Source organism: Deltaproteobacteria bacterium, from assembly GCA_016178705.1.
Classification (GTDB): domain Bacteria; phylum Desulfobacterota; class Binatia; order HRBIN30; family JACQVA1; genus JACOST01.
This window is the reverse complement of the sequence record JACOST010000028.1, coordinates 607,689-624,385: the sequence shown is the minus strand read 5'-3', so window position 1 is coordinate 624,385 and position 16,697 is coordinate 607,689. Positions and strand designations below refer to the sequence as shown.

Below are 16,697 nucleotides of genomic sequence, written 5' to 3'. Positions count from 1 at the left end.
GCGCACGACAGAGCGGTACTTGTCGTGCGAGGAGGGAAGGCCATGGCTGCATTCAACATCAGACCGCGGCGCACCGCGGTTCTCGTCGCCGTACTCGTCGCGATGCTTCGTAATGGAGCGCTCGCCGCGCCGTTCGCGTACGTCGCCAACCTCGGCTCCGACTCGCTGTCGGTGATCGACACCAGCGACCAGACCATCGTCGCCACGATCCCCGTCGGCAGCAATCCCGACGGCATCGCGATCAGTCCCGACGGCACCACCGCCTACGTCGCCAACTTTCGGTCCGACTCGGTGTCCGTCGTCGACACCCGAACCAATACGGTTACGGCAACGATCGCGGTCGCCACCGGCCCGGTCGGCCTCGCCATCGCGCCCAATGGAGTGTTTGCGTACATTTCCAATCGCGGTGCCGCGTCGGTTTCCCGCATGCGCCTCGCCAGCAACGAGGTCACTGATGCGATCCCGGTCGGTGATGGCCCCAACGCTGTGGCGATCACGCCCGACAGCGCCTTCGCCTACGTCACCAACTCGTTCACATCGGAGCCCGGCACGGTGTCGGTGATCGACACCGCGACCAACGCCATCACGGCCAACGTCTTGGTGCTGCGCAATCCGAACCGCCTGGCGATCGCGCCCGACGGCCGCACCGTCTACGTCACCAACTACCGCTCGTGGAACGTGTCGGTGATCGATACCGCCGCCAATGCGGTCACCACGACCATTCGCATCGCCGGGCGACCAGGCGGCATCGCGGTGAATCCCAACGGCGCCTTCGCATACGTGGCCACCGAGGCCGGCGACGTAGAGGTGATCGAGACCGCCACCAACCAGGTCACCGATCAATTCGTCGTTGGCGCACGGCCGTTCGGCATCGCAGTGACGCGTGACGGCGACACCGCCTACGTTGCCAACTTCGACTCCGGCACGGTTGACGTGCTCGATTTGGTGAACGGAATCGGGCGCGGCAGTGTTGGCGTTGGCACGCAGCCCTTCGCCGTGGCGATCAACTGCATCGGAGCTGAGTGCAACAAGCCGCCGCACACGCGGCGACCGACCGCGACCGCAACCCGGACAGAGACCGGGACGCGCACGGAAACCCCAACTCGCTCGCCGACGGCGACACTCACCCCGAGACGCACCGCGCCGCCGTCGCCAACGCCGACAGCCACGCGCACGTCGACCGTGCCACCGATCATCGCGCCGGTGGTCATTCGCGTTGGCTCTGCGACCGGGGCACCAGGGGCACGTGTGCGTTTCGACGTTCGCCTTGCGTCGACCGTGGACATCGCCGGCGTCCAGCTCGACCTCGTATTCGATCCACATGCGCCTATCGCGACAAAACCCAATGGCAAACCCGATTGCACCGTCGACCCGAACCTCCCGCAGCAAGTCGGCTTCGCATTCCGCCCGTCCGACTGCCACGGTACGGATTGCACCGCGGTGCGAGCGATCGTAGTGGACCTCCGCCTCGACGAGCCTGTCCGTCCGATTCCGAACGGTGCGGTGCTGTACACTTGCGTGGCCGCGATCGCGTCGGACGCGCCAGCCGCGCACTATCCGCTCACGCCGACGGAACTCAGAGCAGCCTCGCCTGCCGCCGCCATAGTCGAGGCGACCGGCATCAGCGGTGAGATCGTGGTCGCGCTGCCGCGACCAGCGCGCAGCGTCCTGAGCGCGGCATTGTTGTGCTCCGACGGAGTCGACGACGGCGCGCCGTGCGCGCGCAACGCCGATTGCCTCCGCGGCGCGTGCGTCGTGGCGCAAGGCGTGTGCGACGGCGGAGATGACGACGGGCTGTTGTGCGATTGCGCCGGTGGCACCTGCTCCAACCAGCCGTCGTGCAGCAGCGATGCGCGCAGCGGGACGTGCACCGGCGGTGCAATGGACGGAACATGCTGCGATCAGGCGACGAACTGTCATGGGCATCGGCCATGCGCGGGCACGCAGAAATTGTGCGCGAGTGGACCCGGCAAAGGCCAGTCGTGCCTGCGTGATACGCAGTGTCCGCAGTCACGTTGCCAATCGGTTGGGCGCGTGTGCGCGGGTGGCGACTTCGACCGCTACGCGTGCGTCGACGCCGGGGACTGTCCACGCGGGGCGTGCGTTGATCCGTTAGCAAGTCCAACGCCGCTTGTCGCGCCAGTCGAGGTCTTCGCGTCGACATCGATGAGCAGGGGCTGCGCGATGATCAATCGCCATGACGGCCGATCCATCGGCGACCTCTGGGCGCTACTGCTGCCGCTCGCGATTGTTTGGCGGCGAGGCGAGAAAGGTTGAGGGGCTGCCGATCAGCTCGCCTTCTTGATTTTCTCTTCTTGCTCGGCGGCGTGTTTGGAGATCTCGGTCATGATCGCTTGTACGGCGGTGCCGATGAACTGCGGGCGATTCTCGGCTGCCCAGTCACGCGACTTCACCGTCGCCACGGTTGCATTCTGGAAGTGCGGCATCACGTAGCGGGCGATCAGTTCGTAGCTCTTGCGCGTGGCCTCGCGGTCGGCCCACTCGTGCGCCATCTGCAGGAAGCAGCCGAAGCCACCCGACTGCGTCTTGAGCCGCTCGATCTGCGCGATCGCATCATTCACGTCGCCGATGACCGCCAGGCCGCTGTCGTTCATTGCATCGACCGCGTCGTCGATCGAGCCTTCGGGTGCGAGTGGCAATGCGGCAACCCGGCGGAAATAGTCGAGCCACTGTTCCAATCCGAACCGAACATCCTCGCGCGCCTGCTCGCGCGTCTCGGCAATGTGCATGGGGCCGACCAAGCGCCAGCGATTGCGATCGACGGCTTGCCGGTACTCGGCAGCCTTGCCCTCACAGATCTCCCAATTAGCGGCAAGTGCGTTGAAGCCACCGGTCGTGGTGGCGCCGATCGACAGCAAGCTGAGTCCGTACTTGCCGGCCGCACGCGCGCCGGAGGGCGAGACTTGCGAGGCAACCGCGATCTCGATGTGTGGCTGTGTATACGGCCGCAGTTGTAGCTGCGCGTCACGCAGCTTGAACCAGTCGGTTTCCATCGTGACGGTTTCGCCGCGCAGCAATGGCACCAGCGCAGCGATCGCCTCGTCCATCATCTCGCGCTGGCGCATCACGTCGATACCCATCATGAACGCGTCCGACGGCAGCGCGCCCGGCCCGACGCCGAACATCACGCGACCGCGCGTCTGATGATCGAGTTGCATGATGCGGTCGGCCAACATCAACGGATGGTGATACGGCACCGACGACACCCCCGTACCCAGACGGATGTGGCGCGTGCGCTCGGCAGCGGCGGCAATGAACACCTCGGGTGAGGCGATGATCTCGTAGCCCGCGGAGTGGTGTTCGCCAATCCACGCTTCGTCGTAACCGAGGCGATCGAGCCACTCGATCAACTCGAAGTCGCGCTGCAACGACAGCGTCGGGTTCTCACTGACCGGATGGAAGGGGGCGAGAAAGATTCCGAAATCGAGGCGGTTCATGGACATGAGAGTATGCTCCGCAAGGTTCAAGGATGCGCCGTTGTATAGCTGAGGCGGGGTTCAGGCAAGCCGCGGCGGCTGTCCGTGTCGCACCCGAGCGATCGCAGCAGAGTGCCCCGTTTGTGACCCTATAACCGAGGGAGTTTCCCCGGACGGACCGCTAAATCGCTTTCCAGCCCGCAACCAGTTAGCTACTATCGCCGCAGGCACGATCCGCTGATGACCCGCGACTTACGTCCCCACACATTACCCGCAAGCACCCGAGTTAACTCCCCCGTGGACGCGGATAGCTACGATGGCGATCGACTGCGGGCGGTTGCCGCGCTCGGGCAACGCGCCCTGATCGTCACCGATCTCTCCGTGTTGATGCGGGACGCGGTGGCGCTAGTCGCGCAAGTGCTTGGCGTCGCCTACTGTCAGGTCCTCGAGTTGCTCCCGAGCGGCGACGCCTTCACGCAACGGGCTGTAGTCGGTACCGATGATGGCCTCGTGCTGCGGGTCGCCATCGGTGGAGATACGGAATCGTTGGCGGGCTACACGCTCAGCAGCGACACGCCGGTAATCGTCGAAGATTTCGCCAGCGAGAAACGCTTCCGCGACGTGGCGCTGCGCGAGACTCGCCGCATCGTCAGCAGCCTCAGCGTCCGTCTGCAAGGGCAAGAGCGGTCGTTGGGCGTTGTGGCCGCGCACGCCACCGCGCGCCGTCACTTTGGCGAAAGCGACGTTCATTTCCTGCAAGCCGTGGCCAACGTGATTGCGACCGCGATGGAGCGCAAGCGCGCCGAGCAGAAGGCCGCCGCCTTACTGCAGGTCGCGCGCGACATCACCGGCACGGTCGAGTTGGACAAACTGTTCGATCGCGTGCAACGGCGCGCCGCGGAGCTGCTGCTGTGCGAGCGCATCTGCAGCTTCTGTTGGGATCCTGAACGTGAAGTTTTCCGCATCTTCAGCCACTACGGCATGCCAGCCTCGCTCCTCGGCGACGCTGCCGGGCTGGAGTTCCGGCGCGGTGAGCCGCTGATCGAGTCGATCTGGAACGGCGAAACCGTGGTGATCAACGACGGTGTGGAGCAGAACATCTTCCCGGCAGCCATCCTCGCGCACTTCGGGCTCTCCTCGCTGGCGATCGCCCCGCTGATCGTCCGCGGGCCATTGCTCGGGGCGCTAGTGGCAATGCGGACACAAGCCGGCCACCGCTTCGACACCAGCCAGGTCCAGTTGCTGGAAGCCATTACGGGACAGCTCGCCGTCGCGGTCGATGCGACCGAGCTGTTTCGCACGCAACGGGAGGAAGCGGAACTTTCGGCGGCGTTGGTGAATGTTGGGCAAGAGATCATCTCGTCGTTGGACACGCCGGTGATTCTCGATCGGCTGTGTCAGTTCACTACCGAACTGCTGGGATGCGACTGGAGCCACACCTGGCTCCCGCGCACGCAGGACGATGGGTTTGAGCTGATGTCGTCGCACGGGCACACCCGCGAGCAAATCGAGGCGCTGCGAGTGGTCAAACTACCGCACAGCACCACCACCAATTTGCTTACCCGCCTCGTCAACGGTCCGGGTTTGATTCAATTCTCGCGCGCGCAATTGCCCTCGTTCCCACTCCCCGTCTTCGCTGGCGACGCCGCCGTCACCCGGGCGATGTATGTCCCGCTGCTGCGCGGCGCGCGCATCGTCGGTATGCTGGTCGCCGGTTATCGCGGGCGGGAGGAACCATTCACGACACAACAGGAGCGGCTCGTACGCGGCATCACGCACTTGGCCTCGCTCGCCCTCGAACACGCACGCACGCTCGAAGAACTGGAACGCGCCAATCACCTCAAGTCTGATTTTCTGGCGACGATGTCGCACGAACTGCGCACGCCGCTCAACGTCATCTTGGGCTACAATCAACTCCTCCTCGATCTCGCCTTCGGCGCCCTGACACCCGAGCAGGCGGACACCGCGCGGCGCATCGGCCAAAACGCACACAACCTGCTGGAACTCATCAACGCCACACTCGATGTCGGCCGTCTCGAAGCGGGGCAAGTGCCGGTTGACCTCAGCGACGTCGCGGTGAGCGACATCGCCAGCGAGCTGGACATCGAAACTCGCGAACTCCGCCAGAAACCGGGCGTGAACTTCGCCTGGCTGCTCCCGATCGATCTGCCGCTGCTGCGCACGGATCGCGTCAAGCTCAAGGTCGTGCTCAAAAACCTCATCGCCAACGCGCTGAAGTTCACCGATGCGGGGCACGTGACTGTGCAGGTACAAGCGTGCGCACACGACGAGCAACCCGGCATTCAGTTCTGCGTCAGCGACACGGGGCTCGGTATCCCGCGCGAGGCGCTGTCGATCATCTTCGAGCCCTTTCGCCAAGCCGACACGTCGATCCACCGCCGCCACGGCGGCGCCGGCCTTGGCCTCTACATCGTGCGGCGACTGCTCGATCTGCTCGGTGGCACGCTCGCCGTCGACAGCCAGGTTGGACAGGGCACGACCTTCTGCGTCTGGGTGCCCACGGAGCCCGCGGCCATTCACGGCCAGCAGTAAACGCGACTCGGCGAACCCGGATGAACCTCACCTTCCATGGCGCAGCTGGGGAGGTCACCGGCTCGTGCTATCTCCTCCAAACCGAGCGCGCACGGATCGTCGTCGACTTCGGGTTGTATCAAGGTGGCCCTGCCGCTGAAGCGCGCAACCGTCGACCACCGCCATTCGATCCTGGCACCGTGGATGCCGTGGTGCTGTCGCACGGCCACATCGATCACTCGGGACGCCTGCCGCTGCTGCCACGCAGCCGATACGCCGGCCCCATCTTCGCAACACCGGCGACGATCGATCTGTGCGCGATCTTGCTGCCCGACGCCGCCCACCTGCAAGAACACGATGCCCAGCGCTACAGCCGCAAGCGCCAACGGCACGGCAAAGCCCCGGTCCAGCCGCTCTATACACAAGCCGACGTGGCGCAGGCGCTCAACCAATTCAAACCAATCGCGTACGACACGCCGCGCACCATTGCGCCCGGCGTCACGCTACGGCTGTGTGATGCCGGCCATATCTTGGGGTCGTCGATCATCGAACTCACGGTCGAGGATGATCGGCAGCGCCGCCGGCTGGTCTTCTCCGGCGACCTCGGCAACTCCGGCACGCCATTGCTCCGCGATCCCGCCGTGTTGACGCAGGCGGATGTGCTGGTGCTGGAATCCACCTACGGCGATCGCGACCATCGGCCGCTGACCGACACCATCGAAGAGCTTGCGACCATCCTCGCCGACGCGCGCACCTCTGGCGGCAAGGTGTTGATCCCGTCGTTCGCCGTCGGACGCAGCCAGGATCTCATCTACCATCTCGGTCGCTTACATCGCCAAGGTCGACTCGCTGACGTACCGGTTTATGTCGACAGTCCGATGGCGATCGCGGCCACCGAGCTATACCGACGCCATCGTGAGCTGTTCGACGCCGACACGTGGGCAATGATCGAACGCGGCGATACGCCGCTCGACTTCCCGACTCTTCACTTCACCCGCAGCGCGCAGGAATCGCAGGCGCTCAATGCCGTCGACCACGGCGCGGTGATTCTCTCCGCCTCGGGCATGTGTACCGGCGGGCGTATCCTGCACCATCTGAAACACAACGTCTGGCGACCGGACGTTCACATCGTGTTTGTCGGCTTTCAGGCGCAGGGCACACCTGGCCGCGCCCTCGTCGATGGCGCACGCACGATCTCATTGATGCGCGAGCGCTTCGCAGTCCGCGCGCGCGTGCACACGCTTGGAGGCTTCTCAGCGCATGCCGGTCAATCGCAACTGGTCGCCTGGGCCTCCAACTTCCGCGCTGCATCACCGCGCATCTTCCTCACCCACGGCGAACCCACTGCGCGGAATGCGCTCCACGCCCGCATCGAACAAGATATGGGCGTCAAGGCCACTTGCCCGGCACTGAGCGACACAGTAGCGATCTAATGCGATGAACGATCGCATCCCACATCCGGCAATCCGCAATCTCAAATCCACAACCCGCAATGGAGGGGCCGCATGAGTCTCTGGAGCATCGACACCACCGATGCCGTCGTGGTCGCCACCTATCACAACCCGCCGATGAACTATTTCTGCGCCGACGGCACGCGCGAACTCAGCGAGCTGATCGAGGCATGGTCCGACCCGATCGTGCGGGCCGTCGTCCTCACCGGAGGAATGCCTGGCAAGTTCATCACCCACTACAGCGTCGAGGAATTGCACGCGCTGGCGAGCAATCGCGAGGCGCTGCGCGGTATCGGCACCGCCCTGACCGGCGGCTATCACGCGATGCTCCAACGGCTGCGCGATCTGCCCAAACCGGTGATCGTGGCGATGAACGGCGATACCAAAGGGTGGAGGCTTCGAACTCTCTCTCGCCTGCGACATTCGCATCGCGCAGCGCGGCGATCACCGCTTCGGTCTGCCCGAGACGAAGTTGGCTATTCTCCCCGGCGGGAGCGGGACGCAACGCTTGGCGCGCCTCATCGGCGCCGGCCGCGCAATCGAATTCGTCCTACGCGGTCGCATTGTCACACCCGACGAGGCGCTTGGTCTCGGACTGGTGCACGAAGTCGTCGATGACGCGCTCGGCCGCGCGCGTGCGATCGCGCACGAAATGGCCGCAATGGCGCCAGTCGCGATCGCACAAGCGAAGCGCGCGATCTATGAAGGCAGCGATACCGACCTGACCGCGGGGCTCGCAATTGAGGGTGCGGCCTTCCTCGAGACTATGCTCACTGACGATGCCGTGCGAGCAATGAAGACGTACATTGATTTGCCGTTCGAGCAACGCCGCGCCTGGCTCGAACACCCCACCGTCAAGAAGGGACAGCGCATCGACTGACGCGTCACCACGCACCGACCCGAACTTCACGATTGATTCCCACCCCCGCTTGGCGCAATGATCCCGGCCTGGCACGCCAACCCACGGGAGGTCGCACATGCGAGTGACGCTTTCGGCAATACTCGTTCTCGGACTGCTCAGCACGGCAATCGCTCAGAGCGAGCCGCCTGCCGCGGCCAAGAAGAAAATCCTCTTCGGCATCCAGACCGGCCAGCAGGACACCACGTACCAAGATCTGGTTGCGATCTGGAAGGAAGCCGAGGCACTCGGCTTCGACAGCGCATGGGACTTCGATCACTTCATCCCGATCCGTGGCAATCAAGATGGTCCGTGCCTTGAAGGCTGGACGCTCCTGAGCGCGCTAGCAACGCAAACCACCAAGTTGCGCATCGGCACGTTGGTGACAGGCAACACCTACCGCAACCCGGCGCTGCTGGCGAAGATGGTGACGACGGTGGATCAGATCAGCAACGGTCGCGTCTACCTCGGCATCGGCGCCGCCTGGTTCGAACGCGATCACACAGCCTATGGCTTTCCGTTCTACAGCGCCAAGGAGCGCGCCGACCGCTTGGGCGAAGCGCTCGAAGTCATCACCAAGTTGTGGACTGCCGACCACCCGTCGTTCGCGGGCAAGTACTACACGCTCGATCACGCACCGTTCAATCCCAAGTCTGTCCAGCAACCGCATCCGCCGATCGTCATCGGCGGCAAAGGGAAGAAGTGGATCATGCCGCTGGTCGCAAAGTACGCCGACGGCTGGAACGTGCCCATCGGCGTCACGCCTGCCGGCATCAAGAAGCGCATGCAGATCGTCCACGATGAGTGTCAGCGCATCGGCCGCGCCCCGTGCGAACCCGAGGTTTCAGCCTTCCTCATCCTGTACAAGATCACCGACATTCCATTCGCCGGTGCCGCCATAGGAATCGGGGCACGCGCCGCGGCCGGCAAAGGCGCGCAGACCGCGATGTTGGCGGGGTCGGCGCAAGAGATCACCGACAAGATTCGCAGCTACGTCGACGCCGGTGTCACGCACGTCATCGTCCACATCGAGCCGCCGTACGATCCCGAGTTGCTGCGGCGCTTTGCGAAGGAAGTCATGCCCAACTTTCGCTGACATCTTCGGGGTTGAACTTTTGCGTTTTGCCTTTTGACTTTTGACTTCTCCGAGGAGGAGGAAGGAATGCCTGGTCCGTTGGAAGGTATCCGCGTCGTCGAGCTGGGATTCTGGGTCGCCGGCCCCGCCGCCGCTGGGATCATGGCCGATTGGGGCGCCGACGTAGTCAAAATCGAGCCGCCCGACGGCGATCCGTTTCGCGGCCTGTTTACTCAAGCAGCCGGCATCGACGTGCCTATGAATCCGCCGTTCGAACTCGACAACCGCGGCAAGCGCAGCATCGCCATCGACCTCACCAAACCCGAGGGCCGGACGATTGCGCGGCAACTGATCGCGCGCGCCGACGTGTTCGTCTCCAACGTGCGCCTCGCTGGGCTCGAACGGATGGGGCTCGACTACGACACGCTGCGCAAAGACAATCCGCGCCTCATCTACTGCAGCGTGAGCGGCTACGGCCCCGCCGGCGACGATAGCGATCGCGCGGCCTACGATGTTGGGGCGTTTTGGTCGCGCGCCGGCGTGGGACTGTCGCTGGTACCCAAAGGCGGCGAGCCACCGCAGCAACGCGGCGCGATGGGCGATCACTTCACGGCGGTCTCGGCGGTGAGCGCGGTCTGCGGCGCGCTGGTCGCACGCGCTCGCACCGGCGAGGGTCAGCTCGTCACCACCTCGCTGCTGCGTAACGGCTTGTACATGATGGGGTGGGACGCGAACATCCGCCTCCGCTTCGGTTACGTCGAGTCGCCGTACGATCGTTTTGGTTGCCCCAATCCGCTGGTGAACTCGTACTGTGCGGGCGACGGCCGCTGGTTCTGGTTGCTGGGCTTGCAAGCCGATCGTCACTGGCCCGATCTCATCCGCGCCATCGATCGTCCCGACCTGCTCGACGATCCGCGCTTCAGCAACATCCGCGTGCGGCGCGAACACAACGCCGACTGCGTGCGCGTCCTCGACAGCGTGTTCGCCACCAAACCGTTCGCGGAATGGTGCGCCCGATTCGATCGCGAGAACATGTGGTGGGCCGCCGTGCAGTCGCTCGACGAAGCCGTCAACGATCCGCAACTGCGCGCGAACGGCGGAATCGTGAAGGTTCCCGTCGCCGAAGGCGAGGCCGAGATGCTGGCGAGCCCGGCGGACTTCCACGGCACGCCGTGGGCACCGACGACGATGTCGCCCGAGTGTGGTCAACACACCGAAGAGGTGCTGCTCGAACTCGGTTACGATTGGGAAGCGATCGCCAAGCTGAAGGACGGCGGCGCGGTGCCGTGATTGGAAGGGTGTTGGCCCTGATGTGACAATGGATCGGTGGCCGAATTTGGGAGGGCGAGCCTTCCGGCGAGCCGCCGGCGCGGCGATGGTGCGGCGGCTCGGCGGGAGCCTCGCCCTCCCAAGACCTCATTCTCAATGACGTTGAGAATGCACGGGAAACCCACGTCTCGAAGCATGCGGGGTCTTTCAACGGGCTGGTAGAGCAGCCTCGCAGATTGGGCGTGACCGCTGACCGCCGGTCTGGTAGGGAGCATCCGTCGCACTGGTAGACACGGGTATGAGTAAACCAACTCCGAACGCCAAGAAGACGGTCCTGATTGTCGACGACGAGGAAAATATCCGGCTGATCGTGTCGCGATTGATGCAAACCGCCGGTCATCGCACCCTCACCGCGGAAACCGGCCAACAAGCTATCGACCTCTTGCGCGCTGGCACCCGGCTGGATCTCGTGATCCTCGACGTCCGGATGCCCGAGCTCGATGGATTTCAGACCCTCGTGCAGATTCGCAACGACCTCGCGCTCACCGAGCTGCCGGTGATCATGCTGACCGGCCAGAAATCGGACGAAGACCTGCTGGCGGGCTACGGTGTCGGTGCCGACTACTATCTCACCAAACCCCCCAAGTTGGACCGCCTGCTGAACATCGTGGCTTACCTGATCGGCGACCTCACCGCCGAACAACGCGCCAAGCTCGAGCAATCGCTATAGCCGCTCGCGGCAGCGGCCGGGTATCAAGGGCGACGATCGGGCGAGGCGGTCGAAGCGGTCGCCGCGCCGCTGGGCACCCAAATGCGGAAGGTCGAGCCGCGGCCAACTTCGCTGCTGACCGCAATCGTCCCGCCCAAAACGTCCACCAAGCGCCGCACCAGATGCAGCCCCAGCCCGACGCCGCCTTTGCGCCGCGATTCGATGCCGTGGGCCTGTGTGAACGGCTCGAAAATCGTCGGCACCTGATCGGCCGCGATGCCGATACCGGTATCCTCGACGCGGAACTCGACGCCACCGTCCCGCTCCGTCGCGCTCACCGTGATGGCGCCGCGTTCGGTAAACTTGAGGGCATTGGTGACCAAATTGCGCAGAACCATCTTGAGCTTCAATGGGTCGGTTTGCAGCGCGTGCGGATCGGCGTGCACAAGCCATCGGAGCTGCACATCCGGTTTCTCCGCCGGCGCACGCAGTTCGCGCCGCAGCTCGTCGAAGAGATCGGAGACTTGCAACGCTTGCAGGTCGAGCGGCACGCGCTTGGCTTCGAATCGACTCAGATCGAGCGTGGCAGTGATCAGATCGGATAGTTCCTGCGCACATTTCTCGGAACGTCGAACGAGATCCGCCTGATCGCCACTGAGGGGATCCGACGCGCCGCGCAAGAGCATGTAGTTGTATCCCTGGATTGCCGTGATCGGATTGCGCAGCTCGTGCGACAAGGTAGCGACAAAGTGCGCCTTCACTTGATCGGCGCGCTCCAGCTCGGCGCGTACCCGCGCATGTTCCATCGTCATCGAGGCAAGGTGGGCGATGCCGTGCGCAATCCGCCGCTGCGCTAACGTAAACCCGGCCGCGCCGCTGCGATCACCGGCGTGCAACGTGCCGGTTAGTTCGCTGCCGCGCCACAGCGCCATGAACAGCGAGCGTGTCACCTCGGCCTGCTCCATCACCACCGCCAGCGCATCACCCACGCTCGCGCGTGCGTCGCTGGTCGACAGCTCGACCACCGCCTCGCGCTCGAAGCGCGCTTCGAGGCGGGCGGCGTCGCCCTTGGCAATCCGCAGCACGCGAATCATCTCCCACTGCTCGCGCGTGGTGCCGTAGGCCGCCACCGGCACAAACGCCTGCCCCGCATCGTCGCGCAGATACGCGTGTGTCACGTCGCAATCGAGCACCGCCGCGGATACCCGACAGAGGCGCTCGACCAACTGCGGCGTGTCCACCGCTTCGATCATCTCGCCGCCCACGCGGGCCAGCGCGTCGGAGATGCGCGCCTCCTCCAACTGTCCGGCAACCGCCGCGTCGCGTGCCTTCTGCGACACGAATAGACTCCAGCGTTGCCGTTCGAGGCTCTGCGCCACCCACACCGACGCCACCAAGGCAGCGAACGCTTCGAACTGATTGTACCCGAAGATCCCCGCCGCCTGATGCGTAACCGCGACGACGTTGACGATGATTCCGAGTGCCGATGCGAGGCCGACGAGCACTTGCGCCCACACCCCCCACGCCAGAAACGCGGCGCCGAACATGGTCGTACTCATCAGAACCGTCGGGGCGAGAATGGTGTCGTGAATCATCACGCACGCCAACACCACCGTGGCATTGAAGCCAGAAGCGAGGAACACACTCACACACGCGACGCCGCGCCGGGTGCGCTGGCGCCCGAGAGCGCGAAACGCGATCGCGATGCCCACGACCTGAACGCCGCGCAGCAAGCTCACCTGCTCCATCTGCGAGGCACTGAAGTTGCCCGGGTTGAGAACGAGATCCACCACCGTGAACAGCACCACGAAGGTCAAGAGAATCCAGAACCCAATGCGTGATTGGGCGACTAAGAGGCCTCGACCTTGCTCCTCAAATTCCGCGCGCACGCCAGCTGATACCACTTCCGTCATGGCCGCCCCTCTTACCACACCGTGGCCCGGGGACGAGAAGTGGGGAGTGTCTGACTGTGAAGCGAAGCTTGAAGCGCCTCGGAAGGTCGTCATTGCGATGAGCGGAGCGACGAAGCAATCGCGTCGCAGTCAGGTCGGCCGCTCAGCGCAGCGAGATCGCTTCGCCCTTGCAGGGCTCTCTATGACCAAGTATCCCGTCAGCTGCACGAGTCAACACCGTTGCGATCGATTGACTGCGGTCCGACGGTAGTGAGATTTGCGCAATACAGAACTAGGGAGAGTCAGCAATGCCAAAGACGCGCCGTCAGCCACTATCCGCACTACCGTTGATGCAACTCGCCACCAGCTTCTGGGTCTTCAAGACCTTCGCGACGGCGCTGGATTTCGATTTGTTCACCCGCCTCGCACGCAACAAAGGCACCACCGCCGAGAAACTCGCGAGTGCACTCGCCATCGCTGTGCGACCGGCAGAGATGCTGCTCACCGGTTGCGCCGCGCTCGGTCTGCTCAAGAAGAAGGGCAGCCGCTACCACAACACACCCCTCGCCGAGGAGTTTCTCGTGCGCGGCAAGCCCTACTACTTCGGCGGCTTTGTCGAGATGCTCGATCGCCGGCTGTACGCCGGCTGGGCCAAGCTCACCGACGCCATCCGCACCAATCGTCCGACCACCTGGGATCCGGCGACGCAGCAGTCACTGTTCGACGGCATCGAAGGGGAGCTGCTCGCCCGTTTTTGGGAGGCGATGCACTCGATCTCCATGTCGACCGGCGCCGTACTCGCCAAGGCGATCGACTTGAAGCCGTTCACGCGGTTGCTCGATGTCGGCGGCGGCTCCGGGGCGTACGACATCCAACTCTGTCAGCGCTACCGCCACCTGCGCGCCAGCGTGTACGACTTGCCCCAAGTCGCCGAGATCGCCGCGGCCAAGATCGCGCAGGCGCGGCTGAGCAACCGCATTCAAACCATCGGCGGCGATTTCTTCCGCGACGCTGTCTATCCGAGCGGTCACGACCTGATCGTGCTTTCGATGATCATGCACGACTGGAGCGAAGCCGACGACCGCGCGATCCTGCGCAAGTGCTACGAGGCCCTGCCGCGCGGCGGCGCAGTGATCATCTGCGAGTTGCTGGTGAACAACGACAAGAGCGGCCCGGCGCCGGGCGCGCTCATGAGCTTGAACATGCTGATCGAGACCGCCGGCGGCCGCAATTACACCGCCGCCGAGTACAGTGCGTGGCTCAAGGACATCGGCTTCAAGAAGATCCGCACGGTCCGCTTCGAATCCCCCGGCGCCGACGGCGCCGTGATCGGCTACAAACTGTGAGGCGGGTTAGTCCGTGACCCGGCCAGCACGCTGCCAACGCTTCACAACGCAAATCGACCGCTGGCTCTCTTGTACCGTGGCTCGTCGAGCCGAAAGCAGTCGGGGTTCTTACCGCGCGTGACCGCGGCCCAGTATGCGAACAGTTGCAGCGCTACCACGCTCGTCAACGGGCTGAGCGATTCGCGCGTGGGGGGAATCTGGATCGACGCGTCGGCATTGAGTGACTCGCCGCCCGACATCACGGCGATCCGCGCCGCACCAATCTCGTTTGCAGCATTGAGCAGATCGCCGATCCGTTGCGTCGACGGACCGCTCGGCGCGACGGCAACGACCAGATCGCTCGCCTCGACCGCTTGCATCGGCCCGTGCAGCATCTGTTCGACCGCAAAGCCTTCGCTGACAATGTAGCTGGTCTCCTTCACCTTCAGCGCCGCCTCAGACGCGGTGACCGCGTGCGGTCCGCCACCGACAAAGTAAACGCGTTGCCGACCGGCGTAGCGCTCCGCCAACTCGCGCACGACGGCTTCGGTTTGCAGCGCCGCGGCGAGCTGCGTCGGCAGATCGAGGATCACGCGGCGCAGCCGCTCGTCATCGGAGCAATCGGCGTAGTCGGCGAGCAGCAACATCAGTACCGCGAGGGCGCTGGTGTAGCTCACGGTGTGCGCCGAACTGCGGTCCTGATGACACGTGCGCAGCACGACCACGCCGGCCGGCGCTTCGTGGGGCCCCTGCCCGGTCACCAGCCCTGTGACCACCTTCGCCGCACGCGCCAACTCCAGCGCTTTGCCGGTGTAGTGCTTGGTGCCGCGGTGACTGATCACCACCACTGCGTCATCACTGGTGAGTGCGATCGGATAGGTTACGAAGTCGTGCGCGGGCACAGCCATCGTCGTCAGCGGCACGTGTTCGAGGCGAGCAAACCACGCCGCACACTGCGCGGCATGAAACGAGGTGCCGGTACCCACCAGGAAGAGCCGTCGCGGCCGCGCCGCGCGCAGCGCCGCCGCCATACGGGCGATCCCTTCAGCTTGATCGGTCAGCGCGGCAGCGACCGCATCGGGTTGCTCGTGAATCTCTTCGCGCATCCAAAATGGGTGCTGCGAGCGAGGGTCAGTCATGGGCGCTTCCTTATCGCCTGCACCGGCGCGCGACAATCGCGCCAATCAAACGTGTGTGGCACTGGATTCATCTCCACGCTCAAGCTATGGCTCGCTCATCGCGGAGACACGTATGCTGCAACGACTCGATCGAATTCTCCTCGCCGTGCGCGACCGCGCCGCCGCGGCCGACACCTTCGCCGCCGTGCTCGGCGCCGAACAGGTGCGCGCGGATCACAGCGATCTCCTGGCCGCGCATCGCACCGTCTTGCACGCCGGCACGAGCGAGATTGAGCTGCTCGAACCTGCCGGCGACGGCTCGGTGCGAGCCTTCATACAACGGTGGGGCGAAGGGCTCTTCGGCGTCGGGTTCGCTACGCCCGACCTGCGTGCCTTGGCGACGCACCTCTCCGATCGCCGCATCCAATGGCGCGAGGAAGCCGGCCGCCTGCACATCGCGCCGGATCAGACCTGCGGGTTGCGCGCGGTGATCTCTCCCAGCACCACGACGACTTCGCTCGGCGGCATCCGCTACATCTATGAAGTCACCAATCTCGTCAGCGATTGGCAGCAGGCGGCGACGCGCTACGCCGACATCTTCGGGCTCGACGCGCAGAAGTTCCACCCACTCAGCAGCCACGAATTCGGCTACACTGGTGCGTTGACGCTATTCAATCCACCCGCGCAACTCGATCGTATCGAACTGTCGCAGCCCACCGAATCGGACAAATCAATGGGCCGCTTCTTCGCCAAGCGCGGCCCGTCGCTCTACATGTGCTACGCCGAGAGTGACGATGTCGGCACGATCACCGCGCGCCTCGATCGGCGCGGCATGCGCTGGGCCAGTGGCCACGATACGGGCGCGGGAGAAAATGTCTTCATTCATCCAAGCGGACTGCACGGGCTGCTCATGGGCATCAGCCGCACCAATCTCGCGTGGACGTGGTCGGGCCGGCCTGATCTCGCCGCCGTGCGCGCCTAACCGCCTGCG

Annotated in this window: 13 protein-coding genes; 10 read left to right on the top strand and 3 right to left on the bottom strand. The window is 64.6% G+C overall.

Features of this window, described 5'->3' with window-relative positions; translation table 11 throughout:
• The first annotated feature begins 42 nt into the window (after positions 1–42).
• Positions 43–2,277 carry a beta-propeller fold lactonase family protein gene (locus HYR72_19845; GenBank protein MBI1817230.1) on the top strand — a complete coding sequence of 745 codons (2,235 nt, stop codon included), beginning with the start codon at positions 43–45 and terminating at the stop codon, positions 2,275–2,277.
• 11 nt (positions 2,278–2,288) lie between these two features.
• On the opposite strand, the gene HYR72_19840 is transcribed toward HYR72_19845, so the two are convergent.
• Complete coding sequence (locus tag HYR72_19840) at positions 2,289–3,464, bottom strand: LLM class flavin-dependent oxidoreductase (protein MBI1817229.1); 1,176 nt, start codon at positions 3,462–3,464, stop codon at positions 2,289–2,291.
• A gap of 270 nt (positions 3,465–3,734) precedes the next feature.
• Between HYR72_19840 and HYR72_19835 the strand changes: the two genes are divergently transcribed.
• From HYR72_19835 to HYR72_19805, 7 genes are all read left to right on the top strand, one after another.
• Complete coding sequence (locus HYR72_19835; GenBank protein ID MBI1817228.1) at positions 3,735–5,990, top strand: GAF domain-containing protein; 2,256 nt, start codon at positions 3,735–3,737, stop codon at positions 5,988–5,990.
• 20 nt (positions 5,991–6,010) lie between these two features.
• Positions 6,011–7,402: an MBL fold metallo-hydrolase gene (locus HYR72_19830; GenBank protein MBI1817227.1), complete on the top strand. Its 1,392-nt coding sequence runs from the start codon at positions 6,011–6,013 to the stop codon at positions 7,400–7,402.
• A gap of 72 nt (positions 7,403–7,474) precedes the next feature.
• Positions 7,475–8,038 (top strand): hypothetical protein, encoded by a 564-nt coding sequence (locus tag HYR72_19825; protein MBI1817226.1) that lies wholly within the window; start codon positions 7,475–7,477, stop codon positions 8,036–8,038.
• A complete protein-coding gene (locus HYR72_19820; GenBank protein MBI1817225.1) occupies positions 8,019–8,300 on the top strand; it encodes a hypothetical protein in 282 nt (93 codons plus the stop codon). Before HYR72_19825 ends, HYR72_19820 begins: the two co-directional genes overlap by 20 nt.
• Before the next feature lie 97 nt (positions 8,301–8,397).
• Complete coding sequence (locus tag HYR72_19815) at positions 8,398–9,414, top strand: LLM class F420-dependent oxidoreductase (GenBank protein MBI1817224.1); 1,017 nt, start codon at positions 8,398–8,400, stop codon at positions 9,412–9,414.
• A 66-nt stretch (positions 9,415–9,480) separates the two neighbouring features.
• A complete protein-coding gene (locus HYR72_19810) occupies positions 9,481–10,683 on the top strand; it encodes a CoA transferase (GenBank protein ID MBI1817223.1) in 1,203 nt (400 codons plus the stop codon).
• Between the two features lie 277 nt (positions 10,684–10,960).
• On the top strand, positions 10,961–11,392 hold the full coding sequence (locus HYR72_19805; GenBank protein MBI1817222.1) for a response regulator: 432 nt from the start codon (positions 10,961–10,963) through the stop codon (positions 11,390–11,392).
• Between the two features lie 23 nt (positions 11,393–11,415).
• On the opposite strand, the gene HYR72_19800 is transcribed toward HYR72_19805, so the two are convergent.
• Positions 11,416–13,284 (bottom strand): HAMP domain-containing histidine kinase, encoded by a 1,869-nt coding sequence (locus tag HYR72_19800; protein MBI1817221.1) that lies wholly within the window; start codon positions 13,282–13,284, stop codon positions 11,416–11,418.
• 287 nt (positions 13,285–13,571) lie between these two features.
• Between HYR72_19800 and HYR72_19795 the strand changes: the two genes are divergently transcribed.
• Positions 13,572–14,609 carry a methyltransferase gene (locus HYR72_19795; protein MBI1817220.1) on the top strand — a complete coding sequence of 346 codons (1,038 nt, stop codon included), beginning with the start codon at positions 13,572–13,574 and terminating at the stop codon, positions 14,607–14,609.
• 41 nt (positions 14,610–14,650) lie between these two features.
• On the opposite strand, the gene HYR72_19790 is transcribed toward HYR72_19795, so the two are convergent.
• Positions 14,651–15,727, bottom strand: coding sequence for an SIS domain-containing protein (locus tag HYR72_19790; protein MBI1817219.1), 1,077 nt, complete (start codon positions 15,725–15,727; stop codon positions 14,651–14,653).
• Between the two features lie 112 nt (positions 15,728–15,839).
• Here HYR72_19790 and HYR72_19785 point away from each other — a divergent pair, with 112 nt between their 5' ends.
• The gene (locus tag HYR72_19785; protein MBI1817218.1) at positions 15,840–16,688 is read left to right on the top strand and encodes a VOC family protein; all 849 of its coding nucleotides are present in this window, start codon (positions 15,840–15,842) and stop codon (positions 16,686–16,688) included.
• Positions 16,689–16,697: the final 9 nt, after the last annotated feature.